Source organism: Glycomyces tenuis DSM 44171 (assembly GCF_000427885.1).
In the GTDB taxonomy this organism is placed as follows: Bacteria; Actinomycetota; Actinomycetes; order Mycobacteriales; family Micromonosporaceae; genus Glycomyces; species Glycomyces tenuis.
Genome location: NZ_ATYW01000020.1, coordinates 67831 through 91470 on the forward strand (window position 1 = coordinate 67831; position 23640 = coordinate 91470).

Below are 23640 nucleotides of genomic sequence, written 5' to 3' on the forward strand. Positions count from 1 at the left end.
CTCAGCCCTTGACCGCACCTTGCATGATCCCGCTGATCATGTACTTGCCCAGCAGCGCGAACACCGCCAGCAGTGGAAGCGTAGCCAGCACCGTCCCGGTCAGCACAAGGGACTGGTCGGTGACATAGCCGCCCGCGAGGGTCGACAGCGCCACCTGCACGGTGTAGTGCTCGGGGCTGGACAGGACGATCAGCGGCCAGAAGTAGTCGTTCCAGGCGGTCAGGAAGGTCAGCACCCCGAGCACCACCGCGGCCGGCCTGGCGGCGGGCATCACCACCTGCCAGAAGATCCGGAACGTCGAGGCCCCGTCCACGCGGGCGGCCTCGATGAGCTCGCCGGGGAGCGCCCCGCGCAGGTACTGGGTCATGAAGAACACCCCGAAGGCGTTGACCAGGCCCGGCGCGATCACCGCCCACAGCGTGTCGGTCCACTCCAGCTCGATCATGAGCATGTACAGCGGGATGACGCCCAGCTGCACGGGCACCATCATCGTCGCGACCACCGCCACCAGCAGGACCCTCGCCGCCGTGAACCGGAGCTTCGCGAAGGCGAACCCGGCCAGCGTGGAGAAGAACACCACCGAGGCGGTGATGGCGACGCTGACGGTCACCGAGTTGATCAGGGCCGCGTCGAACGGGACGGTCGTGAACACCCGCTCGACGTTCGCGACGAGGTTCGCCCCGGGCAGCAGCGGCGGCGGGATCTGCCCGAGCGCCGAGTTGTCGCGGGAGGCCACCACGACGCTGTAGTACAGCGGGAAGGCCGAGAAGAACAGCACCGCCACCAGCGTCAGGTACGCGAGCCGGCCCGGCCGGTTCCGCATGAGCCGCAGGTAGGCGCGCCGCTTCCGGGCGCTGACCGGGGCGGGACGCGGCCGCTGCGGTGCGGCCTCGGCGGTGGGCGCGGTGGTCACGAGGCACTCCTGATGCGTCGGATGAACAGGTAGTTGAGCAGCGCGACGAGCACGATGACGGCGAACATCGTCCAGGCCACCGCCGAGGCGTACCCGAATTCGAAGCCCCGGTTGAACGCGTGCTCGTACAGGTAGAGCGTCAGCGTCTGGAACTGCCGCGAGGAGCCGCCGGTGACGCCGTTCGGTCCGGCGCCGCCGAACAGCTGCGGCTCGGCGAAGATCTGGAGCCCGTAGATCGTCGAGACGATCACCGTGAACACGATCGTCGGGCGGATCATCGGCACGGTGATGCGGAACAGCTGCTGGAGCCGCGAGGCCCCGTCCAGGTGCGCTGATTCGTAGATCTCCCGCGGCACGGCCTGCATGGCCGCCAGGTAGATGAGCGCGTTGTACCCGGTCCACTTCCACGCCACCATGACCGCGATCGCCACATGCGAGGACGCCCGCCCGGTCTGCCAGTCGATCCGCCCGGCGCCCAGGGACTCCAGGACCCAGTTGACGAGCCCGAAGTCGCGCCCGAACAGCTGGCTGAAGATGACCGCGACGGCCACCACGGAGGCGACGTTCGGCAGCAGCATGCCCATGCGGAAGAACGTCTGGCCGCGCAGCCGCATGGTCAGCAGGTGCGCCAGCAGCAGCGCCGCCAAGAGCTGCGGCGCCGTCGACAGCGCCAAGATCGAGACGGTGTTGGCCAGCGCGTTCCAGAAGTACGGGTCGCTCAGCAGCGCCGTGTAGTTCTCGACGCCGACGAAGGCCCGCTCGTCGGACAGCAGGCTCCAGTCGTGCATGGACACCCACGCGGTGAACGCCAGCGGGAACAGCCCGAAGGCCGCGAACAGCGCGAAGAACGGCGCGATGTAGAGGAACGGGGAGGCCTTGAGGTCGAGGCGGTACAGGCGGTGGCGCCAGGGCCCGATCGGCGCGGGCCGTCCGTCGGCCGCCGTTCGACGCTTCGCCGCGGCGGGCCTCGTGTCGAGGGACATAGGGTCGCTTTCGGTGTCGGGGTGCGGGCGGAGGAGGCGGGGCGGCCCCGGACTGCGAATACGGGGCCGCCCCCGGTGGAGGGGCTAGAACGACTCCAGGTCGCTCAAGACCTGCGACCAGGCGTCCTCAGGGGACTGGCTGCCGTCCTCGATGCGGCCCAGGCCCTGGCCGAGCGTGGCGAGCACGTCGCCTTGCAGCGGCCCTTGGTACTGCGGCTCGACCGCCTGGGCCGCGCCGGTGAAGATCTCGCCGACCGGCGCGTCGTTGAAGTAGGGCTTGGTCATGCCCGTGAGCGCCGGGTCCTCGTACAGCTCCGGCGTGGACGGGAAGTTCCCGGTCTGCTCGAAGACCTTGAGCTGCTGCTCGGGCGCGGTGAGCCATTCGATGAGCTCGTACGCCTCCTCGGCGTGCTCGCCTTGGGCGGGCAGCACCAGGTGCGAGCCGCCCATGTTGCCGGCCCCGCCTGGCACGGACGCGATGTCCCACAGCCCGGCCGCGTCGGGCGCGTTGGTCTCGATGTAGGTGGTCATCCACGCCGGGCAGATGATGGTCGCGAAGGTGCCCTCGCTGAAGCTGGCGTTCCACTCCGGGGTGTAGGCCTCCAGGCCGTTGGACATGCCCGCCTCGATGGCCTCGACCGTCAGGTCCCAGGCCTCCCCGACGGCCGGGTTGGAGTCGACGACGATGCTGCCCTCGCGGTCGTACACGCCCTGCTCCGCCTGCTCGACCTGCGCGCGGAACATGTTGCCCGAGGACTCGAAGAAGTACGTGCCGTCGGTCGCGTCCATGTACTGGTGGCCCACCGCCACGTAGTCCGCCCACGACTCGGCCCACAGCGCCGAGACCTCGTCGCGCTCGACCGGCAGCCCGGCGGCCTCGAACAGGTCCCGCCGGTAGCACATGGCCATGCCGCCGACGTCGGTGCCGAGCCCGATGAGGGCCTCGCCGTCGCCCGAGAGCGCCTGCTGCCACTTCCAGTCGAGCCACTGGCCTTCGAGCTCGTCGGCGCCGAGGTCGAGGAGGTCGTGGAAGCGGTCGGGGGAGGCGGTGTACTGGCTGACGTAGCCGACCTCGACCGCCTCGATGTCGGCCGCTCCGGACCCGGTGGCGAGGTGGGTGGTGAGGTTGGTGTGGTGGTCGGCGAACTCGCTGATGCGCTCCTCGATCTCGATGTCGGGGTGCGTCTCCATGTACTCCTCGTACAGCGGGCCGAAGCCGAAGTCGCCGAACAGGCCCACCGTGAGGGTGACGGTGCCGTCGTCGGCGTCCGAGCAGGCGGCTCCGGCGGCCACCAGGACTGTCGCGGTGCCCGCCGCGAGGGCGGCCCGCAGTGACTTGCTGCTCATAAGGGCTCTTTCCTGATCAGTGGATGAGGGATCCGGCTCCCGCGCGGCGTGCCGGTCGCCGCTCGGACCCCGCCGAGCGCGCGGGAGCCGGGTGAGGGGCTCTTTCGCCTAGTGGCGGAAGTGGAACCAGTTGAGGTTGACGAAGTCGTTCGGCTGCCCGCTGGTGAAGGTGAGGTAGACGTCGTGGACGCCGGTGACCGATGCGACGTTGCCGGGGACGGTGCGCCAGCTCTGCCAGCCGCCGGTGTCCCCGACGGCGATGCTGCCGATCGGCGCGGCCGAACGGCTGTCGATGCGCACCTCGACCAGTCCGCTCACGCTGCCGCCGGCTCCCGAGGCCACTCTGGCCACGAAGTCGACGGGCGCACTGGAGCCGAAGTCGACGTCGTCGTAGCGGACCCAGTCGCCGTTGGCGAGCGCGCCGATGTTCTGGCCGCCGCCGCCGTCCGTCGTGGCCTCCGCGATGGTGCCGCTCTGCTGGTCGAACGACTCGGCCTGGATGGCGCTGTACGCGTCGTGGCCTTCGCCGTCGCCGGGCGGGTCGGTCGGGTCGCCCCCGCCGTCGCCGGTGCCGCTGGTGTAGACGCGGACGTAGTCGACCAGCATGCTGTGGCCCGGCTGGGTGGCGGCGACGGGGGTGGCGTGGCCGGCCACGCCGTCGGGGAAGGCCCCGCCCATGGCGAGGTTGAGCAGGATGAAGTAGCCCGCGTGCGAGGTCATGTCCGCCCACGTGCCCGAGCCGACGGTCGACTCGCTGACCGAGTGGAACAGCTGCCCGTCGGCGTACCAGCGCAGCTCGCGGGCGGAGTCGTCCCATTCGAACGCGTAGGTGTGGAAGCCGTTCTTGCAGGTGCCGCCGCATTCGGTCGTGGCGCCCAGACCCATGGTCTCGTTGCAGGGCCCGCCGGGGTTGACGCCGCAGTGGAGGACGCCGTGGACCGTGCTCTGGCCGTTGACGTTCTCCATGAAGTCGTACTCGCCGATGCCGGGCCAGTTCCAGTAGTTGCCGCGGTAGGGCGAGCCGAGGGCCCAGAACGCGGGCCAGTAGCCGAGTGCGGCCTCGCCGGAGACCTGCGGCAGTTGCAGGCGTCCTTCGATGCGGAGGGTCCCGCCGGCGGGCGGTTTGAAGTCCGCGCGCTTCGTCTCGATGCGGGCCGAGGTCCAGTTGCCCGAGCCGTCGCGCAGCGCGGTGATCTCGAGCTGGCCGTCGCCGTTCATGGAGAGGTTGGAGGGATCGTCGGTGTGGTAGGCGATCTCGCCGGTGCCCCAGTTGGAGGGCCCGCCGGGGTAGCCGTGGCCGATGTCGATCTGCCAGTTGTCCGAGGACGGCAGTTGGCCCGCGCCGCCGTTGAACTCGTCGGACCACACCAGGTCCCACTGCTGGGCGGCGTTCGCGTTCTCGTCTTCGGGGTCCGCGTTGGCGGTGGCCGCGGTGACGCCCGCGGCGGTGACCACGGCGAGCGCCGCGGCGAGGGAGGCGGTGAGGCGCCTGAGCCGGCGCCGCCGCTTCGGAACATGGGTATCGGAGGTCTGCGCGTCAGTCATGACGACTCCTTTGCCGGATTGTTGAGAAACCGCTCTCTGCTGGAAAACCATGCTCAGTTATTCCTTGAGAGAGCGCTCTCTCATTGGGCTTCGCTCCTGTTTCTACCCAAGCAATCAATGCATGTCAATGCGTCGTGACTGAACCGTTATCTTCCGGTCGCAGTGAGAAAGCGCGATCATGCTTGTGCCCCTTGCGTATCGGGGCATGGAAAGAAGCCGGGCCGTCAGCGCTCGGCGTCGTCGGCGCCGGTCTCGGGCCCCCGCTCGCGGTGCTCGCGGCTGTGCTCGCGCAGCTCCTCGATGCGGGCGCGCCGCTCCGCGCTCAGCTGGTCGAGCCGCTTCCGGCGCTCGCGCAGCTCCTCGGGGGACTCGGTCCCGCCCAGCATCCGCTTCTCCAGCCACCCCACGTGCTCGGCGTGGGCGGCGGCGTTGATCGCCCGCACGTCCTGGTAGGTGTCGCGCAGCGACTCCATGCGGCGCAGCGCGTCGTGGCATTGGGCGAGCAGGATCTCGATGTCGGCGTTCTCGGCCGGGTCCGCGTCGATCCGGCGCGCCTCCAGCCAGGCGATGCCCTCGCGGAGCTTCTCGCGCGCCTTCAGGTTGTGCATGGCCAGGTCTTCGACGATCTGGTCGGTCAGCTCCAGGAAATCCAGATGTGGGTCGGAGCGGTCGTCGGTGCCCATCGGGCCGTCCTTCCGTGTCGAGGAAGTGCCTGCTCCCTCTACCATACGGGCGGGCGTTGGGTATTCTTCACGGCGCGCCCCACCCCCGAGAGCCGAGGCCAAGTGGACACCTTCGAGATCTTCATCGACCGCCTGACCCAGACGCAGGAGGCCCCGCCCGTCGTCGTCATGCTCGCCTGCCTCGCGGCGGCGGCCGCGATGGTGCTCTACACGCCCCTGTGGCGCTGGAGCCGCGGACTGGTCACCATCGCCCACGAGGGCGGCCACGCGCTCATGGCGGTGCTCATGCGCCGCCGCCTCACCGGCATCCGCCTCCACGCCGACACCTCGGGGCTCACCTTCTCCCGCGGCAAGCCCACCGGCTTCGGCGCCGCCATGACGCTGCTGGCCGGCTACATCGCCCCCGCGGCGCTCGGCCTCGGCGCCGCGGCGCTGACCGGCGCGGGCTACATCGTCGCGCTCCTGTGGATCACGCTGGTGCTCCTGGCGGTCATGCTCGCGTTCATCCGCAACTGGTACGGCGCTCTGGCGCTCCTCGTCGTCGTCGCGGGCGTCTTCGCCGCCACCTGGTACGGCAACGCGATCGTCCAGACCGTCGCCGCCTACCTCGGCGCGTGGCTGCTGCTGCTCGGCTCGGTCAAGCCCGTGCTGGAGCTCGGCGCTCGCCGTCGGCGCCGGGGGAGGGGCCAGGGCGGGGCCTCGGACGCCGACCAGCTCGCCGGGATCACCCCGCTGCCGGCCGGCGCGTGGATCTTCTGCTTCTCGCTGGTCACGATCGCGGCCGCGGCCTGGGGGACGTGGATGCTCCTGCCGGCCGAGGAGTGGGGCTGGCTCACCGGCGCCTGATTCAGCGCAGGTGGCGCTTCGTCCTGGCCGTCGCCTCCACCGAGTACGGGTCCTCGGGCCAGGGGTGCTTCGGGTAGCGGCCCCGCATCTCCTTGCGGACCTGCTGGTACGGGCCCGCCCAGAACGAGGCGAGGTCGGTGGTGACGGCCAGCGGCCGGCCCGCCGGGCTGAGCAGGTGCAGCGTGACCGGCGCCTCGGCGATCCGGGGCGTGTCGGTGGCGCCGAACATCTCCTGGAGCTTGACGGCCAGCACCGGCGCCTCGCCCGAGTAGTCGACGCGAGCCTCGCGTCCGCTGGGAACCGGCAGCGTCACGGGCGCGGTGCGGTCGATGTCCTCGGACCACGGCAGCAGGTTCCGCAGCGCCTGCCCGACCGGGATGGCCTCCACGTCGCCGCGGCGCCTCGAACGCGACCACCACGGCTCGAGCCAGTCGGTGTCCGAGGTGAGCGAGGCGTCGCCGACGTCGGCCCACGGCGTTCCGAGCCGCCGGTGGCAGAACGCCATCCGCTCCCGCAGCCGCTTCGCCTCCTCCGGCCAGTGCAGCAGCGCGAGCCCCTCGGATCGCAGCCCTTCGGCCAGGGCGGCGCCGACGAGCGCCGGGTCGGGGCGGCGCAGCGGCTTGGACGAGACCTCGATCGCGCCGAGCGTGTGCACCTCGCGGGCGGCCACGTCGCGCCGCTCGGCGTCCCAGGCCACCCGCTCCTCCAGGCCGTCGCCGACCAGTTCGCAGGCCAGTTCCCCGTCGATCGGCACGGCCGAGCGGATGAGGGCCGCGGCGCGCCCCGGCGAGCGGTCGGCGTCGGCGATGGCGAGCCATGCGCTGCCCGACAGCGACGAGCCCTCCGAGGCGACGGCGCCGGTCCCGGCGACGGTCCGCCACTGGCCCGCGCCCGTCGTCCCGCCCTCCGGCGCCGCGGAGCGGCGCCTGCCCCGAACCGGAGTGAACGCTGGTCCACCGCTGTTGCGCTTGGCCACCCGCTCGGGGAACGCGAGCGCCACGACCGTCGCGGCGGCCTCGTCGTCGCTCACCTGCCGGTCCACTTCCGGCGCGCTCGGCGTCAATCGCCGGACCTCGGCGAGCCACTGCCGGTCCCGCTGTGAACGCAGCCGCCGCCATTCGGCCAGGAGGTCGTCGCCCCGTCCCCGGCCGTCGAGTCCGAGGAGCGCGGCCACTTCGGCCGCCTTGGCGGTGCCGACGCGCTCGGCGCCGTCGATGAGCGCCCTGGCCAGACGCGGATGCAGGCCGACCTTGGCGAGTGCCCGGCCCCGGTCGGTGGCGGCGCCGTCGTCGTCGATCGCGCCGAGTGTGCGCAGTGTCGCCTGCGCCGCTTCGAGCGCCCCGGCCGCGGGCTGCGCGGGGAGCGCCAGTGCCCCCACGGGCGTCCCCCAGCACGCGGCCTGCAGGGCGAAGGCGGTCAGGTCGGAGGAGTCGACGTCGGGCGTCGGCTGCGCCGGCCGGCGTCCGTGCTCGACCTCGCTCCAGCACCGCCACACCGCGCCGGGAGCCTCGCGTCCGGCGCGTCCGGCCCGCTGCTCGCACGAGGCCCGCGAGGCGGTGACCGTCGTCAGGCCGGGCAGTCCCCGCGCGTGGTCGATGATCGGCCGCCGCGCGAGTCCCGCGTCGACGACGATCCGCACGCCGGGCACGGTCAGGCTCGACTCGGCGATGTCGGTGGCGAGCACGACCCGGCGCCGCGCCCCGGGGCGGAGCGCGGCGTCCTGCGCGGACGACGACACCGACCCGTGCAACTGATGTATATCGACATCGAGGTAATCAAGACGTTCGGCGACCCGCCGGATCTCACCGGCGCCGGGAAGGAAGCACAGCAGGTCTCCGTCGCGGTCGGCGAGCGCCCGCTCGACCACGTGCGCGACGTGCGCGAGGAATCTCGGGTCGACCCGCAGCCCGTCCGGCGGCCTCACCTGCTCTCTGGGCGGTGCCCAGTGCATCGCCACCGGGTGCCGCATCGGCTCTGAGGCCACGGCCGGCGCGGGATCGGAGGCGCCGCCGAGCAGCTTCCGCCACAACGCCACGTCGGCGGTCGCCGAGGCTGCCACCAGCGCCAGTTCGGGACGCAGAACCTGCCTGGTCTCGATGAGGAAGGCGCAGGCGGTGTCGGTCTCCAGGTGCCGCTCGTGGCATTCGTCGAGCATGACCGCGTCGACGCCGGGCAGTTCGGGGTCGGCCAGCAGCCGGTTCAGCAGCACCCCGGTGGTGACGACCTCGACGCGCGTGTCCGCCGAGCGGCGCGCCTCGCCCCGGATCCGGTAGCCCACGCGTCCGCCGACCCGCTCGCCGAGGATCGCGGCCATCCGGTTCGCGGCCGCCCGCGTCGCCAGCCGCCGCGGTTCGGCCACGAGCACCCGCCGGGGCGCCGAGTCGCCTTCGGACGCATCGCCGAGCAGCCCGGCCAGCGCCAACGGCGCCAGCGTGGTCTTGCCCGTGCCCGGGGGAGCGGCGAGCACCGCCGTCCCGGTCGCCTCGACGGCGCGCAGCAGCTCGGGGAGGGCGGCTCGGATCGGCAGTTCGGGAAGGACGGGCATGGCGCCCATTCTCGCCCAGCCGCCCGGCGTGCTCACAGGACAGGGTCGGGCGGGCGGCTATTACACGCCGCAGCCCTCGTCGCTCGGGATGTAGGTGAGCTCGATCGGCTCGTCGAGGGCGACCTCCTGGTCGCCTTCGACGTTCTGCTCCGTGACCGTGCAGGGTTCCTGGTCGCCGGCGTCCTCGGCGGGAGTGGCCGTGACGTTGGTGAACCCGTCCGAATCGAGGTCGGCGAGGGCGTCGCCGACATTCCAGCCGTCGTAGCTCTCGAGCGTGGCGGTCTCGGGTCCCACGTTCTCGTCGGCCGACTCGGTGGTCTTCTCGTCGGAGGTGTCCTCCTCGTTCGAGGTGTCCTCTTCCTGGTTCTCCTCGGACGAGTTCCCCTCGTCCTCGCTGCTCTCCTCTTCCTCGGCGGTGGGCGCGTCCTCGGTCTCGGCGGCGTCCGACGCCGTCGGTCCGCCGGTGGCCTCCTCGGCCGAGTTGTTCGCGTCGTCCTGCTGCCACGGCTGCCAGATCACCAGCGCGATCAAGAGCACCAGTGCGCCGAGGACGGTGAGCGTGATCGGAACGGCCTTGCTGCGCTTGGGCTCCTCGAAGTCGCGCGGCGGCGGCAGGTCGCGGCCCTGCGGTGGCGAGGAGAAGTCGCCTTGGCCCATCGCCTGGGTCGGCGGCTGCGAGGAGGCCGGGACCATGCCGTGGGCCATCGGCCGGGTCGCCCCGGTCGGCGGGGAGGCCGGCGGCAGGATCGCGGTCGTGCCCGAGCCGGGCCGGCCGGTGCGGCACGCCTGGGCGAGCTCGGAGGCGGAGCCGAAGCGCTGGCGCGGATCCTTCGCGAGGCAGCGCATCACGATCTGCGCCACGGGCTGGGGGACGTCCTGCGGCAGCGGCGCGGGCTGGCCGGTCATGTGCGCGGTGATGACCGCCGCGGGATCGTTGCCGGAGAACGGGGGCCGCCCGGCGAGGCACTCGTAGGCGACGATGCCGAGCGAGTAGACGTCGGTCGCGCCGCTCAGTTCGTGTCCGGCGAGCTGCTCCGGCGAGGCGTAGGAGAGCGTCCCCATGACGGTGCCGGTCTCGGTGAGCCCGGCCTGTCCTCGCGCCGAGGCGATGCCGAAGTCGACGATCTTGACCGCGCCCTCCTCGTTCACGAGCAGGTTCGCCGGTTTGATGTCGCGGTGGATGATGTGCGCTCGGTGGGCGACGTCGAGGGCCTCGGCGGCGGTGGCGACGATCTTGAGGACCTCGTTCGGGGCGAGGCGGCCTCGCTGGTGGATCAGGTTCGCCAGGGACTGGCCCTGGACGAGTTCCATGATCAGGTAGGAGACGAGCCCTTCGGGGCTGTGCTCCTCGCCGTAGTCGTAGAGCGCGACGATCCCGGGGGACTGGAGGGCGGCGACGGCCTGCGCCTCCTGGTGGAATCTGGCCCGGAACCGGTCGTTGCCCGACAGGCCCGAATGGAGGAGCTTGACGGCGATGGTGCGGTTCAGACGGGTGTCGGTGCCTCGCCACACCTCGCCCATGCCTCCGGCGGCGATGCGGTCGTCAAGGCGGTAGCGGCCTGCGATCAGTGTCCCGAGTTGCACCTCGGCCCTCTCTTCGCTTCGGGGGAAGGGTCAGGGCCGAGCTTAGTAGGCGCCGTCTCAGGTCCCGGCGTCCGGCTCCAGCGTGAGGCTGATCGAGTTGATGCAGTACCGGGCGTCGTCGGGGTTGTCCCAGCCCTCGCCGTAGAAGACATGGCCCAGGTGCGAGCCGCAGTTCGCGCAGCGCACCTCGGTGCGCTCCATGCCGAGGCTGCGGTCCTCGATGAGTTCGACGCGGTCGCCGGCCATCGGCGTCCAGAAGGAGGGCCAGCCGCAGCGGGAGTCGAACTTGGTGTCGGAGGCGAACAGCTCGGTTCCGCAGGCTCGGCACCGGTAGACGCCCTTGCGCTTCTCGTCGACGTATTCGCCGGTCCACGGCGCCTCGGTGCCGCCTTCTCGCAGCACCCGGTATTCGTCGTCGGTGAGCTTCTCGCGCCACTCGCCCTCGCCCATGTGCACCTCGCTCATATGCGCCTCTCGTTATGCGCCAAGTGTAGGTCGCCGAGACGTCGGGCGTCCGCGTCGCGGGACACTATGATGAGCCGAATGCGGTATCTCCTTGGCGGTTACACCACTGAAGGCGGCCCGGGCCTGGTGGTCGCCGGCCCCGACGGGCTCGCGGCCCCGGCGCAGGTGGTGAATCCCTCGTGGGTGGCGACCGGGGGGCCGGACGGCGTCGTCTACACGGTGACCGAGACCGAGCCGGGCTTCGCGACCGCCTGGCGGATCGGTGCGACCTTCGCGCCGGAGGAGGTGGGGACGGCGCAGGCCACCGGCGGCGACAACCCGTGCCACGCCGTCGTGCACCCTTCGGGGAAGTGGCTGCTGGTCGCGAACTACGGCAACGAGAGCGGCGGCGGTTCGGTGGCGGCGCTGCCGATCGGCCCCGATGGCGCGCTCGACGCCCCCGACGACGTCTTCGAACTGGTCGGCTCGGGTCCCGACCAGGTCCGCCAGGTCGGGCCGCACGCGCATCAGATCGTCTGCCGTGACGGCCGCGTCCTGGTGGTCGATCTCGGTTCGGACCGCGTCCACGCCTTCGCGCTCGGCTCGGCGGGCAGGTTCGAACAGCTCGCGTCCACGGTCTTCGAGCCCGGTTTCGGCCCGAGGCACCTGGCCTTCGTCGGGGAGCGGGCGCTCATCGCCGGGGAGCTGGCGAACGCCGTCGTCGCAGGCGACTTCGACCCCGTCTCGGCGACGTTCGCGCTCGGCTCGGTCGTGCCGCTGCCGGGCACCGAGCCCGCGGACCTGGCGGCACTGCCCGACATCGGATTGCCCGAGGACGGCCCGCGGCCCTACCCCGGTGCGGTGGTGGCCGACGAGGAGCGCGGCCTGGTCTACGTCACCGTCCGCGGCACCGACCAGGTCGCCGTCGTCGATCCGGCGGGCCCGGCGCTGGTCCGCTCGGTTCCGGCCGGCGGTTCCTGGCCGCGGGACGCCGTGCGCTGCGCGGACGGTTCGCTGCTGGTGGCGTGCCAGTTCGGCGGCGTCGTCACGCGCGTCGACCCGAGCGGTGAAGCGGCGGCCACGCGCATGTGGGACTGCCCCGGCGTCGCGTGCGTGACACCTCTCACCTAGAAAACTTGCACTTTCTGCAAAATTTCCTTGAGTGAATCTTGTAAACGGCGGCAACAGCGGTTAGCGTTGCCGCCATGGCCGACCAATCCGGACTGCGCGAGCGCAAGAAGGCCGCCACCAAGGCGGCCCTCAGCCACGCCACCATGCGCCTGGCCATCGAGAAGGGCGGCATCGACGCGGTCACCGCCGAGGACATCGCCGCCGAGGCGGGCGTGTCCGCCCGCACCTTCCACAACTACTTCCCGAACAAGGAAGCCGCACTCCTCCACGACTTCAACGAGATCACCGCGCAGACCATCGTCGCCATCCGAGAGCGCGCCCGAGAGCAGCCCCTCTGGGAGGCCCTGCGCGACGCCTGCATCGACATGCGGATCGACGAGCGCTTCGACTTCGCGACGCTGCAATGCAAAGACGATCTCGTCCACAGCTCCCCGTCCCTGATCTCGCACCAGGCCACCCAGTTCCTCGAGTTCTTCAACGAGGCCCTCGACATCGTCACCGAGGCCACCGGCCGCGACGAGCACGACATGTACCCCAGGTTGGTCCTCGGCGCGGCCCTCATCGCCTTGAAGGTCGCCCACGAGCACTGGCTCGCCCACCCCGACGAGGCGCCCCTCGACGAGGTCATCGCCGACGCGTTCGAGCAATTCGAATCCGGCGTCACCAGACCCACAACCACATCGAATAACTGAGAACCAGGAAACCCGCCGTCGACGACGCCGGCGAAGAACACCGCTCATCCGACCCCGCCGCCACACCCAACACCGCGCGGGGCCGGATACCCGACCATGAACGGAGCACCCACCAGTGGCAACCTTCCTCTACCGTCTCGGCAGAGGATCCTTCAGACTGCGATGGCTCGTCCTCGCCGTCTGGGTCCTCGTCATCGGCGGCGTCGGCGCCGCCGCCGCGGCACTCCAGCAGGAGACCTCCCCCAACCTCACCCTCCCGGGCACCGAGTCGCAGGAGGCCTTCGACCTCCTCGAAGAACGCTTCCCCGACCAGAACGCCGACGGCGCGACCGCGCAGATCGTCTTCGCCTCCGAAGACGGCAGCCCCCTCACCGAAGGGGAGGCCGCCGCGACCATCGAGCAGACGGTCGCCGAGATGGAGAACTCGCCGCAGATCTCCTCCGTGACCAGCCCCTTCGCCACCGATCCCGACGGCAACCCGATCGGCATGATCGCCCCCGAAGGGCAGGACATCGCGGTCCTCCAGGTCACTTACACCGAGTCCTCGATAGAACTCGATGACGCCACGACCGACTATCTCGAGGCGGCCGTGGAGGACGCCCGTGACACCGGTCTGACCGTCGAGGTCGGCGGCGACGTCCTCCAGGAGATCCCGATCGGCGGCATCACCGAGCTCATCGGCATCGGCGTGGCCCTGCTGGTCCTCATCGTCACCTTCGGCGCGCTCCTGGCGGCCGGGCTGCCGATCGTCACCGCGGTTCTGGGCGTCATGCTCACCACCGCCGGCATCCTGGCGGCCACCTCCTTCATGGACGTCTCCGAGGACACCGGCACCCTGGCGACCATGATCGGTCTGGCGGTCGGCATCGACTACGCCCTGTTCATCCTCTCGCGATACCGCAACGAACTGGCCGCGGACGGCCGCGTCGAGGACAAGGCGGCGCGCGCCGAGGCCATGGGGCGCGCGGTCGGCACCGCCGGATCGGCGGTCTTCTTCGCCGGGCTGACGGTGATCGTCGCGCTCATGGGTCTGTCGGTGGTGAACATCCCGTTCCTGACCGAGATGGCCGCGGCCGCCGCGGTCACCGTCCTCATCGCCGTGGTCATCGCCGTGACCCTGCTGCCGGCCCTGGCCGGCTTCGCCGGCAAGCGGGTCTTCACCCGCCGTCAGCGGGCCCGCATCGCCGAGGGCCGCCACGACGAGAAGCCGAACGGCGGACGCCGCTGGGGCGGCTTCGTCACCCGCCACCCGATCCTGGTCGGCCTGATCGGCATCCTCGGCCTCGGCACCGTCGCGATCCCCGCCGCCGACCTCGAACTCGGCATGCCGGACGCCGGGTCGTCCTCCGAGGACAACACCGCGCGACGCGCCTACGACCTCATCAGTGAGGGCTTCGGCGCGGGCTTCAACGGCCAGTTGTACATCGTCGGCGACCTCGATGAAGGTGCCGACCCGATGGCCGCGGCGCAGAACGTCACCGAGGACCTGAACGCCGTCGACGGCATCGCCGTGGTCGGGCAGGCGTTCCCGAACGAGGCCGGCGACACCGTCCTGGTCACCGTCATCCCCGAGACCGCGCCGGCCGAGGAGGCGACGAACGAGCTGGTCCACGAGATCCGCGACGTCCTCGCCGACAGCGGCGACGCCGACTGGGCGGTCACCGGCACGACGGCGCTCAACATCGACATCTCCGACAGCCTCAACGACGCGCTCGTGCCGTACATGCTCGTCGTGGTGGGCCTGGCGACGCTGATCCTGCTGCTGGTGTTCCGCTCGATCATGGTGCCGATCACCGCGACGCTCGGGTTCGTGCTCAGCGTCTTCGCCTCGCTCGGCGCGCTCGTGGCGGTCTTCCAGTGGGGCTGGATGGGCGACCTGTTCGGTGTCGAACAGCCCGGCCCGATCATGTCGATGATGCCGATCATCATGATCGGCCTCGTGTTCGGCCTCGCGATGGACTACCAGATCTTCCTGTTCACACGGGTGAGAGAGGCCTACGTCCACGGCGCCGACCCGAAGGCCGCGATCCGGGAGGGCTACGCCCACTCGACGCGCGTGGTCGTGGCGGCGGCGCTCATCATGATCAGCGTGTTCGCCGCGTTCATCTTCAGCGGCGAGGTGTTTATCGCGGCGATGGGCTTCGGCCTGGCCGCGGCGGTCGCCTTCGACGCCTTCGTGGTGCGCATGGCGATCATCCCGGCGCTCATGTCGATCCTCGGCCGCGCCGGCTGGTGGATCCCCAAGTGGCTCGACCGGATCCTGCCGAACGTCGATGTCGAAGGCGAGAAACTGCAGCAGCGCCTCGCCGCCGAGACCGAGACCGGCGAGCGCGAGCTCGTCGGCGCGGCGAAGTAGCGGCACGGGGCGGGGCATGCGCCCCGCCCCGTTTCGCAAACTGCATACGAGTCGAACATGGCACTCACCATCCCCATCGCGGCCATGCTGCTGGCCGCCTTGGTCATAGCCGACTTCTTCGTGCCGATGCTGCCGAGCGCCACCACGATCGCGGCGGTCGCCGGATTCCTGGTCGGCAACGTCATGCTGATCGCCGGCCTCATCTTGTGCGCGGCGATCGCCTCCTGGGCGGGCGACGTCCTCGGCTACCGGGCGCTGCGGCTCACCAGGACTCGGTGGCGCCGCCCGTTCTTCGGATCGGCGAGGGTCGCCGCCTTGGAGGCGCGCTTCCGGGAGACGCTGCTGCGCCGCCCCGGCGTGACCACTCTGGTCGCCAGGTTTCTTCCCGCCGGGAGGACGGCGCTCGCGTGGGCGGCGACGGCCGCCCCCGGTTACCGGCACGGCCGCATGGCCGCGATGGCGGGAGTCATCTGGGCCTGCTATCTCGTCGGCATGGGTCTGGTGATCGGGTGGATCTTCGGCCCGGGCCTGCTGTCGGTGGCGACGACGATCACCACGATCGCCGCCGGGAGCGTCGTCCTGGGCTGGTGGTTCCGAGGCAAGCGAGTCGATCAGCCCGTGCGATGACACCGGGGTGGGTGCGCTCGATCGAGCTCATCCACCCCGAACCCCGCTCGCGCCCTGCGGAATTCACCCGCGGAACGCCTCCCGGAAGGGCTTCCGCGCGGCAGGGAGCCTCAGGTAACGTTTGCCGACGTGACCTCCCCATTGCGAATCCACGGACCACTGGAGCAGTCCCACGCCGGTTGGAGCGCCGCGGCGCTGGTGATCGGGCGGCCTGCCGTCGAGCTGGCCGCCGAAGGGCCGGCGGCGATGCCGGTGACGATGTCGAATCATTCGCACGAGGAGAACTGGTTCGAGCTGTTGACGCGGCCGCTGTGGGGTCTGTCCCCTGCCAAAGAGGCCGTTCCCGACGAGCTGTGGGCGTCGCTCGCCGAGACGCTCGGGCGCGCGCTCGACCCCGACGACGAGTGGTACATCGGGGACGTGGACTACGCCAATCAGCGCTGCGTGGAGTCCGCCGCGGTCGGCTGGGGCCTCGCGCTCGCGCCCGACAAGCTCTGGGACCCGCTCGGGCCCGCCGTCAAGGACAAGGTCGCCGCCTGGCTCGGAACGGCCTACACCACCGGTGTGGTCGACAGCAACTGGCATTATTTCCCGGTGTTCGCCGGGCACGGGCTGGATCGGATCGGTGTTGTCCGCGACCGGTCGGTCGCGGACGCGCACCTGGAGCGGATGGGGGAGTTCCTTCTGGGCGACTGCGTCTTCGAGGACGGTCCGGGCGGCAGGGTCGACTACTACAACCCGTTCGCCTTTCACACCTATGCGCTGCTGCACTACAAACTGTGCGGTGACGAGCGGTTCGTCGAGCCGGCGGCGGCCTTCGCGCGGCGGTTCGGTTCGTGGTTCGCCGCCGATGGTGCCGGGGTGCCGTACGGCCGGAGTCTGGGGTATCGCTTCGCGCAGGGGTCGTTGTGGGGTGCGTTGGCGGCGGCGAATGTGGAGGCGGTGTCGTGGGGTGAGGCGGCGGGGTTCGCGCGCCGTCATCTGGCGTGGTGGTGGGACAAGCCGATCCTCGATCCCGAAGGGCGGCTCACGGTCGGCTACGCCTACCCCAACGACGCGGTGGTCGAGCAGTACCTGACCGCCGGATCGCCGTGGTGGGCGATGAAGCTGTTCACCGGGCTCCTCGCCGGGGCCGACCACCCCTTCTGGACGGCCGAGCCGACCGTCCCCGAGCCCGGCGTCGAGCCGCACAAGGCCGCCCGCGCCGTCCACATCCGCGACCGCGGCGGCAATGTCACGCGGCTCAACGGCCAGGCCTGGCGCGAGAAGATGCGCGGCGGCCAGGCGAGNTACGGCAAGTTCGCCTATTCGACGCTCGCGGGGTTCTCGCATGCGATCGCCGGGCCCGGTCTGGAGGCCGCCGCCCCGGACGGCGCGCTCGTGCTCTCCGAGGATGGCCGCCACTGGCGGGGCCGCGAAGACTCCGAAGAAAGCACCGTCGACGACGGCGGCGTCCTCACCGTGACATGGCAGCCGTGGGAGGACGTCACGATCACGACCTCGCTGGAGGCGGCCGTGGACGGCTGGCACGCCCGCGTCCACGTCATCGAGACCGAGCGGACCCTCCACACCGGCGAAGGCGGCTGGTGCGTCCCACGCGACGGCCATGAGGCCGAGATCGAGGACTCCCAGGCCCGCGTGACCTGCCAGGGGCTGCGCAGCGAGATCATCGACAGCACCGGATCGCGTGAGGCCCAAGTGATCGCGCCGATGCCCGGCACACACCTGTACTGGCCGGGGACTGTGCTGCCGGTCCTGCGCGGCGTCATCGAACCGGGTCGACACGTCCTGAAATCACTGATATATATCGGCAACTAGGTATAAGCCTCGGTCACGACCCCGCGAGACCGAGCGCCGATGCGCCGACGGCCCTGCCCCGCACCGCAACGCCCGCCGTAGACTCGTGCGCGATGAGCGAGCACACTGACCTGCCGGACGGAGCGATTCTGCGCCGCGCCGAGCGCCGCGATCTGCCGGAGATCCTGCAACGGATCGTCGACCTCGCCGAATACGAGCGGGAGCCCGATGCGGTCGAGACGACCGTCGAAGACCTCGACGCCGCGCTGTTCGGACCGAACCCAGCGGTCTTCGCGCATGTCGTCGAGTCCGATGGGCGGATCGTCGGCATCGCCGTCTGGTTCCTCAACTTCTCGACCTGGACGGGCAAGCACGGGATCTACCTCGAAGACCTCTATGTCGACCCCGCCTCGCGCGGCCGCGGCTACGGGGCGGCGCTGCTGCGCGCGCTCGCCCGGCTGTGCGTCGAACGCGGCTACGCGCGGTTCGAATGGGCGGTGCTCGACTGGAACGCGCCTTCGATCGCGTTCTACGAGTCCCTCGGCGCCGTCCCGATGGACGATTGGACCGTCTACCGCCTGGCGGGGCCGGCGCTGAAGTCGCTCGGGTCCTGAGCGACCGCGCCGCCCCGCGGGCGATGCGGCGGCCGCCTATTCGACGCTGATCGTCCGCGAGGCCTCCACGCCGTTGACGCTCACCGTCAGCTCGACCGTCCCGTGCCGCCACGCCAGCAGCTCGTTCGTGTCGGGGTCGAACCAGGCGTCGCACAGCCACCACTGGAGCGGGCCGGGAGGCTTCGATCCGATGCAGAGCTCGTCCGATCCGCTCCACTCGACGCTCATCGGGTAGCCGACCGGCAGTACCGCGTCGCCCTGGGTCAGTTCCGCTCCGATCTGGACCGTCTCTCCGGGCGAGACGCTCGTCGGCGAGTCCAGCGCCAGCTCGTCGACCTGGGGGCGGACCTGCGCCGCGAGCCACTGCTCCTCGGGGGCCCACGGCCAGGAGCGGTCGGCCTCCTCGTTGACGCCGAACTCGGTCCAGCCGATGAAGCCGCCGTCCTCGGCGGAGCCGTGCGGGGCCTTCCCGGAGTTGCCGTTCACCCAGTAGGCCACGCCGTCGATGTGGTCGGCGGCGAAGTACCCCGCGTGCGCGCCGATGTAGACCGACTCTTTGCCGGTGCCGGTCTCGAACTCGCCGAGCCACCGCTCGAGGACGGCGGCTTCGAGTCGGTCGCCCAGCTGGCTGGCCTGCTGCGGGCTGCTGTCGTGCGGCGGCACGTGGGCCACCACGGCCACCGAGTGGATGTCCGGGTCCTCGGCGGCCCCGTCGAGCGCCTCCCGCAGCATCGTGATCTGCTCGAAGCCGCCGCCGGCGATCGTCAGCCGCGAGGTGTCGAGCGTGACGAAGCGGGTGCCGCCGTGGTCGAAGGTCTGGTACGCGGGTCCGAACGTCGCCGACCAGTCCTCGATGTCGCAGCCCATGACCTCGTGGTTGCCGGGGACGTAGACCCAGTCCATCGCGTCGCCGAGCTCTTCGTCGAGGACCTGCTCGGCCAGTGCGAGGTCCTCGCTCTCGCATTCGTCGACCAGGTCGCCGTTGACGATCAGCAAGTCGGCGCCGGAGTCCTTGATCTCGCGCAGGGTGCGCCGGGCCGATTCGACGATGGGGCTGTCGGGGTCCTCGGCGACGAACTGGGCGTCGGACATGACCGCGAAGGTCCAGTCGGCGCCGTCGAGGTCGTCGGCGATCAGCGGGTCGGGCCGGGTCTCGGGGTCGGGCAGTTCGACGTCGGGCGCGACGTAGGAGACGAGGCCGCTGATGGCGATCTCGCCGTTGTAGGAGGCGTCGGGCGCGGTCTCGGCGACGTAGAGGCGGTACACCGAGAGCGGGTACTGGGTGCCTTGGGGCACTTCGAATTCGACCCAGCGCCAGCCTTCCCAGGTGAGGTGGTCGCCGCGCAGGACGACGTCGGTTCCCTCGGCGTCCTTGAGGTGCAGCGAGGGCCATTCGCCGTTGCCCTGCGCCTTGATCCACATGCCGAAGCGCTGCGGCTGCCCGTCGACCTCGATGCTCGCCGGGGGCCAGGCGTAGGCGGCGCGGGTGGCGGTGGACTGGGTGAAGTCGTAGGCCATGGCGAGGCCGTCGCCGTCGTGGCCGTCGGCGGGGGCGACCGAGCCGGTGGCGCGGGCGGCGGTGAAGGTCCACTGCTCGGCGTCGGAGAAGTCGGCGACGGGCTGCTCGGTGAGCCCGATGGTGACGGCCAGTGTCGTGCTGTGGCCGTCGACGGTGAGGTCCACGACGGTCGATCCGCTGTCGGTCGCGGCCGAGACGGTGAAGCCGCCGCGGCCGTCGGCTTCGACGGCGATCACGTCCGGGTCGTATTCGAGCTCGATGTCGGCCGGGTCGACGGGGGCGGTGAAGCCGTCGGCGTCGGAGCCGATGAGCTGGAACGCCGCGGTGGCGTCGCCGTCGGGCAGGGAGAGGAGCCGCTGGGAGGGCTCGATCTCGGCGAGCGGGCCGAGCACGGTCATCTCGGTCGAGCCGGAGGCCCGTCCGGACGCCGCGGTCACGGTGACGGTCCCGGAGCGGTGTCCGGCGTGGAAGACCGCGTCCCCGTCGACGTGGCCGGACCGGATCGAGCCCGTGCGCCAGTAGGGGGTCGCCTCGGCGGGGGCGAAGGAGGCGTCGTAGGGCGTGGCCGAGAGCGGGCGGCTCAGACCGGGGAAGACCCGGCCGTAGTCGTGGGGGTCGATCGAGCCGGGGGCGAACGGCGCGAGGGGTTCGACGGCGAAGCCGGCGGCTTCGCCGTCGCCCGCGGGGACGGTGAGGGCCAGGCCGTTGCCGACCTCGCGCTCGTTGCCGTCGGAGGGGCTGTTGACGGTGATCAGCTCGTCGGTGCCGGAGGAGCGGGCGAGCATGGTGGAGGAGCCGCCGCCGTCGAGGTTCAGGGCGCTGTGGGCGCCCATCGCGCGGAGTTCGGCGGCGACCTCGTCGAGCGTGTAGCCGCCGCTGGCGGCCTGGCGGCCGTCGAAGGTCACCAGGTACATGGTCCGTCCGTCCTCGGAGAATCCGACGGCGGTGCGGGGGTGGCGGCTCTGGTCCTCGTGGGGGACGGTCTCGCCGTCCTCGATGAGGACTTGGCGGCCGGAGACGGCGAGGTCGGGGACGGCTCCGTCGACGACGGGGGCGTACTCGACCTGGACGGTGTCGCCGACCGCGAGTGCGGCGAGGGCGCTCGCTCCGGCTTCGCGGCCGACGAGGGCGATGGCGCCTTCGGGGATCGCGCCCTCGTCGGGGGTGTCGTCCACGGCGGTGACAATTCCGTCCACAATGGTGACTTCGAGGAGTTCGGCGGCGCCTTCGGCGACGCGGGCGCGGCTGTCGGCTCCCCAGGCGGGCGTGTAGGCGCCGATGCCGTCGGCGGGGATCGCGGTGGTGTTGAGGCCGTGGAGGTCGAGGGTGCCCGAGGCCGTGGTGGCGGTGCCGGTGAAGCCGATCGACCGGATCGAGCCGCGGCCGTCGGCGTCGAAGGCGACGGCGTGGGAGGTCCCGGTGTCGGCGGATTTGACGAGCTCGCCGCCCTCGATGGCGGCTCCCTGGGGCCCGCCGGTGTCGTTGATGTCGAAGAAGTCGGCGTTGACGGCGAGGACGACGTCCTCATGGCCCTCGGTCTGCTCGCGGACCGTGGAGGCGTCCGAGACGGAGCCGGGCGAGAGGTACTCGGGCCGGACGTCGGCGGTGAGGTCGACGGTGACCGCGTCGGCGCGCAGCCAGCCCTGGTCCTCCCAGCGGTCGAAGGACTCGAGTTCGACGCCGGGGGCGAGGGTCCGGGTGTCGCCGTCGACCTGGATGGCGTCCGTGGCCGCATCCTGCGCCGCGGCCGAGGGCGCGATGAGGGCGGTGGTGAGCAGTGTCGCGGTCGCGAGGATCCAGGGTGCGGTTCGCATGGTGAGGGCCTTGTCTCCGTGGGTCTTCGGCCGGCGCCCGCGGACCCCGGCCGTGATTCGGCGCTTCCACACACGATGCCTGAAAATCCCCTACGTGAAAAGACGTAAACGTGAAAATAAACTTCTAACTCCGGGCGAACTCGATCTTGACGCCAGAGGGACGCCGCGGGCGTGAGCGGTGAATCGCCGGTCCCCGCGCCGCCGAAAACTTAGGATGGAGGCCCGCCGCGCCGATTCGGGCGCATTCGAGGAGGGAAGCGGGCATGAGCGACTTCGCGTTCGCGGGGAAGACCTTCGAACTCCGCCTGGACAATGGGATCGTCTTCCACAACACCTATGGGGCCGAAGGCAACACGCTCCACTACGAGGAGGTCGACGGTGCCTCCGAGGGAGGCTCCGAAGAGGTCGGGCTGCACGTCGGGGAGGTGTCCCGCGGGGTCTACCTGATCGGCTGGAACGAGCTCTCGGGGACCGCGGTCGCCCACGTGATGGACTTCAACACCGGCACGGTCACCGGCTTCTGGTCCATCGACGACGGCGGCGGCCGAACCGGCGAGGTGCACACCGGCACCTTCCGAGAGGTCGAATAGCGCCCGGTTAGGCTCATGGCATGGAGCTGATCGGCGCCGGACGCGCCTCCCGGGTGTTCGCGCTCGACGCGGACCGAGTGCTGCGCCGCAGTGGATTCGACACCGAGGGCGAGGCACGGCTCATGCGCCTGCTGCGCCGGGAGGGCTTCCCGGCCCCCGAGGTCTTCGACGCCCGGGGCGGCGATCTGGTGATGGAGCGCCTGCACGGGCCGACGCTGGCCGCCGAGATGCTCGCCGGGCGGGTCGCCCCCGCTGAGACGGCGGACGTCCTGCTCGGACTGCACGAGCGCCTGCACCGGATCGACGCGCCGCCGTGGCTCCCCTCCGCCTCCCGCGGCGTCGACCTCACCGGCGACGGCCCGGCCCGCGTGCTGCACCTGGACCTCCACCCGGAGAACGTGATCCTCACCGAAGCCGGTCCCCACCTGGTCGACTGGGCCAACGCGGCGGCCGGGGCCCCCGCGTTCGACCTCGCGGTCTCCTGGGTGATCCTCGTCGGCGTCGACCTCGCCGCATACGGTCTCCCGGCCGAGCGGATCGAGTCGCTGCGAACCGGGACGCTCCCGAGACTGCGCGAGGCCGCCACCGAAGCGGCACTGGCCGAAGCGATCCGCTACCGCCGGGCCGACCCGAACATCGACGAGTCCGAGATCGACAGGGCCCTGAACGAACTCGCCTGACCGCCCCCTTCGGGCGGTCGCGGAGAACTCGCTGGCCTCCGACGCCCACCGCTGGCAGGCTTACGGCGTGACCGACACCGAGACCCACACCGAGCACGGCGACCCGGCGATCGCGCGCGGCGGGGAGATCCTGCGCACCGAGGTCGGATCGGGCCTGCACGGCATCGCCATCGCCGGCACCGACGACCACGACGAGATGGGCGTGTTCATCGAGCCGCCCGCATGCGTCATCGGCACGGCCGGACCGATGGACCACTACGTGTGGCGCACCCGGCCTGAAGGGCACCGCTCCGGGCACGGCGACACCGACCTGGTCATGTACTCGCTGCGCAAATACCTGCGGCTCGCGACCGGCGGCAACCCGACCGTCCTGCTGCCGCTGTTCGCCCCGGCCGCATCGGTCTACGCCTCGACCGAGCTGGGCGACGAACTGCGGGGGCTCGGTTCCGCGTTCCTGTCGCAGCGGGCGGCGCGGCGCTTCGTCGGCTACCTCGACGGCCAGATCGACCGCATGCTCGGGCACGCGCGAGGGGGCAAGGTCCCGAACCGGCCCGAGCTGGTCGAGCGGTACGGCTACGACGTCAAGTACGCCTCCCATGCGCTCCGCCTGGCCTACCAGGGCCTCGAGATCGCCGAGCACGGCCGGCTGACATTGCCGATGCCCGAGGCCGAGCGCGAGCACGTGCGCCGCCTCAAGACCGGCGGCGTCGCCACCATGGACGACGCCCTCGACCAGATCCGGGCCGTGCGGAACCGCTTGGTGGAGTCGCTGGAATCCGGCTCCGCGGTGCTGCCCGCCGAACCGGACACGGACCGGATCTCGGTGTGGTCGATCGAGGCCCACCGGCGCCACTGGCGAGACCACCACGGCTTCTAGGAGGCGGGGTCGCCGCGTCGCGGTCCGCGCGATGCCGCGGCCGTCGAACGTGG

Annotated in this window: 19 protein-coding genes; 10 read left to right on the forward strand and 9 right to left on the reverse strand. The window is 71.1% G+C overall.

All coding sequences use genetic code 11. The features are described 5' to 3' along the window. Window position 1: 1 nt before the first annotated feature. The 5 genes from YWW_RS0119310 to YWW_RS0119330 form a co-directional block, all read right to left on the reverse strand. Complete coding sequence (locus YWW_RS0119310; RefSeq protein WP_245595465.1) at window positions 2–913, reverse strand: carbohydrate ABC transporter permease; 912 nt, start codon at window positions 911–913, stop codon at window positions 2–4. Next, window positions 910–1896, reverse strand: coding sequence for a carbohydrate ABC transporter permease (locus tag YWW_RS0119315; protein ID WP_026931398.1), 987 nt, complete (start codon window positions 1894–1896; stop codon window positions 910–912). The genes YWW_RS0119310 and YWW_RS0119315 overlap by 4 nt, the downstream gene beginning before the upstream one ends. An 84-nt stretch (window positions 1897–1980) precedes the next feature. Continuing rightward, a complete protein-coding gene (locus YWW_RS0119320; RefSeq protein WP_051326046.1) occupies window positions 1981–3243 on the reverse strand; it encodes an ABC transporter substrate-binding protein in 1263 nt (420 codons plus the stop codon). Window positions 3244–3351: 108 nt separating this feature from the next. Further along, the gene (locus YWW_RS0119325; RefSeq protein WP_026931400.1) at window positions 3352–4788 is read right to left on the reverse strand and encodes a glycoside hydrolase family 16 protein; all 1437 of its coding nucleotides are present in this window, start codon (window positions 4786–4788) and stop codon (window positions 3352–3354) included. A 224-nt stretch (window positions 4789–5012) separates the two neighbouring features. Further along, window positions 5013–5471, reverse strand: a complete 459-nt coding sequence (locus YWW_RS0119330; protein ID WP_026931401.1) for a hypothetical protein — start codon at window positions 5469–5471, stop codon at window positions 5013–5015. Between the two features lie 102 nt (window positions 5472–5573). On the opposite strand from YWW_RS0119330, the gene YWW_RS31605 reads away from it, so the two are divergent. Further along, window positions 5574–6317 carry a M50 family metallopeptidase gene (locus tag YWW_RS31605; RefSeq protein WP_035702134.1) on the forward strand — a complete coding sequence of 248 codons (744 nt, stop codon included), beginning with the start codon at window positions 5574–5576 and terminating at the stop codon, window positions 6315–6317. A 1-nt stretch (window position 6318) separates the two neighbouring features. On the opposite strand, the gene hrpB is transcribed toward YWW_RS31605, so the two are convergent. Genes hrpB through msrB form a run of 3 tightly spaced genes read right to left on the reverse strand, consistent with a single transcriptional unit; the run spans window position 6319 to window position 10911 of the window. After that, on the reverse strand, window positions 6319–8871 hold the full coding sequence (gene hrpB, locus YWW_RS0119340; protein WP_026931402.1) for an ATP-dependent helicase HrpB: 2553 nt from the start codon (window positions 8869–8871) through the stop codon (window positions 6319–6321). Between the two features lie 51 nt (window positions 8872–8922). After that, on the reverse strand, window positions 8923–10446 hold the full coding sequence (locus YWW_RS34320; RefSeq protein WP_051326047.1) for a serine/threonine-protein kinase: 1524 nt from the start codon (window positions 10444–10446) through the stop codon (window positions 8923–8925). A 57-nt stretch (window positions 10447–10503) separates the two neighbouring features. Further along, a complete protein-coding gene (gene msrB, locus YWW_RS0119350; protein ID WP_026931403.1) occupies window positions 10504–10911 on the reverse strand; it encodes a peptide-methionine (R)-S-oxide reductase MsrB in 408 nt (135 codons plus the stop codon). Window positions 10912–10989: 78 nt separating this feature from the next. On the opposite strand from msrB, the gene YWW_RS34325 reads away from it, so the two are divergent. From YWW_RS34325 to YWW_RS0119380, 6 genes are all read left to right on the forward strand, one after another. Further along, window positions 10990–12021 carry a lactonase family protein gene (locus YWW_RS34325; protein WP_051326048.1) on the forward strand — a complete coding sequence of 344 codons (1032 nt, stop codon included), beginning with the start codon at window positions 10990–10992 and terminating at the stop codon, window positions 12019–12021. A 74-nt stretch (window positions 12022–12095) separates the two neighbouring features. Then, window positions 12096–12713: an acyl-CoA-like ligand-binding transcription factor gene (locus YWW_RS0119360; protein WP_026931404.1), complete on the forward strand. Its 618-nt coding sequence runs from the start codon at window positions 12096–12098 to the stop codon at window positions 12711–12713. Window positions 12714–12828: 115 nt separating this feature from the next. Then, window positions 12829–15069: an MMPL family transporter gene (locus YWW_RS0119365; protein WP_026931405.1), complete on the forward strand. Its 2241-nt coding sequence runs from the start codon at window positions 12829–12831 to the stop codon at window positions 15067–15069. 57 nt (window positions 15070–15126) lie between these two features. Then, on the forward strand, window positions 15127–15696 hold the full coding sequence (locus YWW_RS34330; protein ID WP_051326049.1) for a hypothetical protein: 570 nt from the start codon (window positions 15127–15129) through the stop codon (window positions 15694–15696). A gap of 129 nt (window positions 15697–15825) precedes the next feature. Next, window positions 15826–17514, forward strand: a complete 1689-nt coding sequence (locus tag YWW_RS31625) for a DUF2264 domain-containing protein (protein ID WP_155830275.1) — start codon at window positions 15826–15828, stop codon at window positions 17512–17514. A 92-nt stretch (window positions 17515–17606) separates the two neighbouring features. After that, window positions 17607–18107: a GNAT family N-acetyltransferase gene (locus YWW_RS0119380; RefSeq protein WP_211228622.1), complete on the forward strand. Its 501-nt coding sequence runs from the start codon at window positions 17607–17609 to the stop codon at window positions 18105–18107. A gap of 36 nt (window positions 18108–18143) precedes the next feature. Here the strand turns inward: YWW_RS0119380 and YWW_RS0119385 are convergent, their stop codons facing one another. After that, complete coding sequence (locus YWW_RS0119385; protein WP_155830276.1) at window positions 18144–21440, reverse strand: phosphodiester glycosidase family protein; 3297 nt, start codon at window positions 21438–21440, stop codon at window positions 18144–18146. A gap of 263 nt (window positions 21441–21703) precedes the next feature. On the opposite strand from YWW_RS0119385, the gene YWW_RS34335 reads away from it, so the two are divergent. The 3 genes from YWW_RS34335 to YWW_RS0119400 all read left to right on the forward strand — a co-directional run bounded on the left by YWW_RS34335 (window position 21704) and on the right by YWW_RS0119400 (window position 23587). Continuing rightward, window positions 21704–22030: a MoaF-related domain-containing protein gene (locus tag YWW_RS34335; RefSeq protein WP_051326052.1), complete on the forward strand. Its 327-nt coding sequence runs from the start codon at window positions 21704–21706 to the stop codon at window positions 22028–22030. Window positions 22031–22050: 20 nt separating this feature from the next. After that, complete coding sequence (locus YWW_RS31635) at window positions 22051–22710, forward strand: phosphotransferase (protein ID WP_035701036.1); 660 nt, start codon at window positions 22051–22053, stop codon at window positions 22708–22710. A 67-nt stretch (window positions 22711–22777) separates the two neighbouring features. Continuing rightward, entirely contained in the window at window positions 22778–23587 is an 810-nt protein-coding gene (locus YWW_RS0119400; protein WP_081687592.1) for a nucleotidyltransferase domain-containing protein, read from the forward strand. The last annotated feature ends 53 nt before the right edge of the window (window positions 23588–23640 follow it).

Bases quoted from the DNA above. Each gene is read 5' to 3' on its own strand.
- YWW_RS0119315 (WP_026931398.1), bottom strand. From the start codon at position 1,896: ATGTCCCTCGACACGAGGCCCGCCGCGGCGAAGCGTCGAACGGCGGCC.
- YWW_RS0119320 (WP_051326046.1), bottom strand. From the start codon at position 3,243: ATGAGCAGCAAGTCACTGCGGGCCGCCCTCGCGGCGGGCACCGCGACA.
- YWW_RS0119325 (WP_026931400.1), bottom strand. From the start codon at position 4,788: ATGACTGACGCGCAGACCTCCGATACCCATGTTCCGAAGCGGCGGCGC.
- YWW_RS0119330 (WP_026931401.1), bottom strand. From the start codon at position 5,471: ATGGGCACCGACGACCGCTCCGACCCACATCTGGATTTCCTGGAGCTG.
- hrpB (WP_026931402.1), bottom strand. From the start codon at position 8,871: ATGGGCGCCATGCCCGTCCTTCCCGAACTGCCGATCCGAGCCGCCCTC.
- msrB (WP_026931403.1), bottom strand. From the start codon at position 10,911: ATGAGCGAGGTGCACATGGGCGAGGGCGAGTGGCGCGAGAAGCTCACC.
- YWW_RS34325 (WP_051326048.1), top strand. From the start codon at position 10,990: ATGCGGTATCTCCTTGGCGGTTACACCACTGAAGGCGGCCCGGGCCTG.
- YWW_RS0119360 (WP_026931404.1), top strand. From the start codon at position 12,096: ATGGCCGACCAATCCGGACTGCGCGAGCGCAAGAAGGCCGCCACCAAG.
- YWW_RS34330 (WP_051326049.1), top strand. From the start codon at position 15,127: ATGGCACTCACCATCCCCATCGCGGCCATGCTGCTGGCCGCCTTGGTC.
- YWW_RS0119380 (WP_211228622.1), top strand. From the start codon at position 17,607: ATGAGCGAGCACACTGACCTGCCGGACGGAGCGATTCTGCGCCGCGCC.
- YWW_RS0119385 (WP_155830276.1), bottom strand. From the start codon at position 21,440: ATGCGAACCGCACCCTGGATCCTCGCGACCGCGACACTGCTCACCACC.
- YWW_RS34335 (WP_051326052.1), top strand. From the start codon at position 21,704: ATGAGCGACTTCGCGTTCGCGGGGAAGACCTTCGAACTCCGCCTGGAC.
- YWW_RS31635 (WP_035701036.1), top strand. From the start codon at position 22,051: ATGGAGCTGATCGGCGCCGGACGCGCCTCCCGGGTGTTCGCGCTCGAC.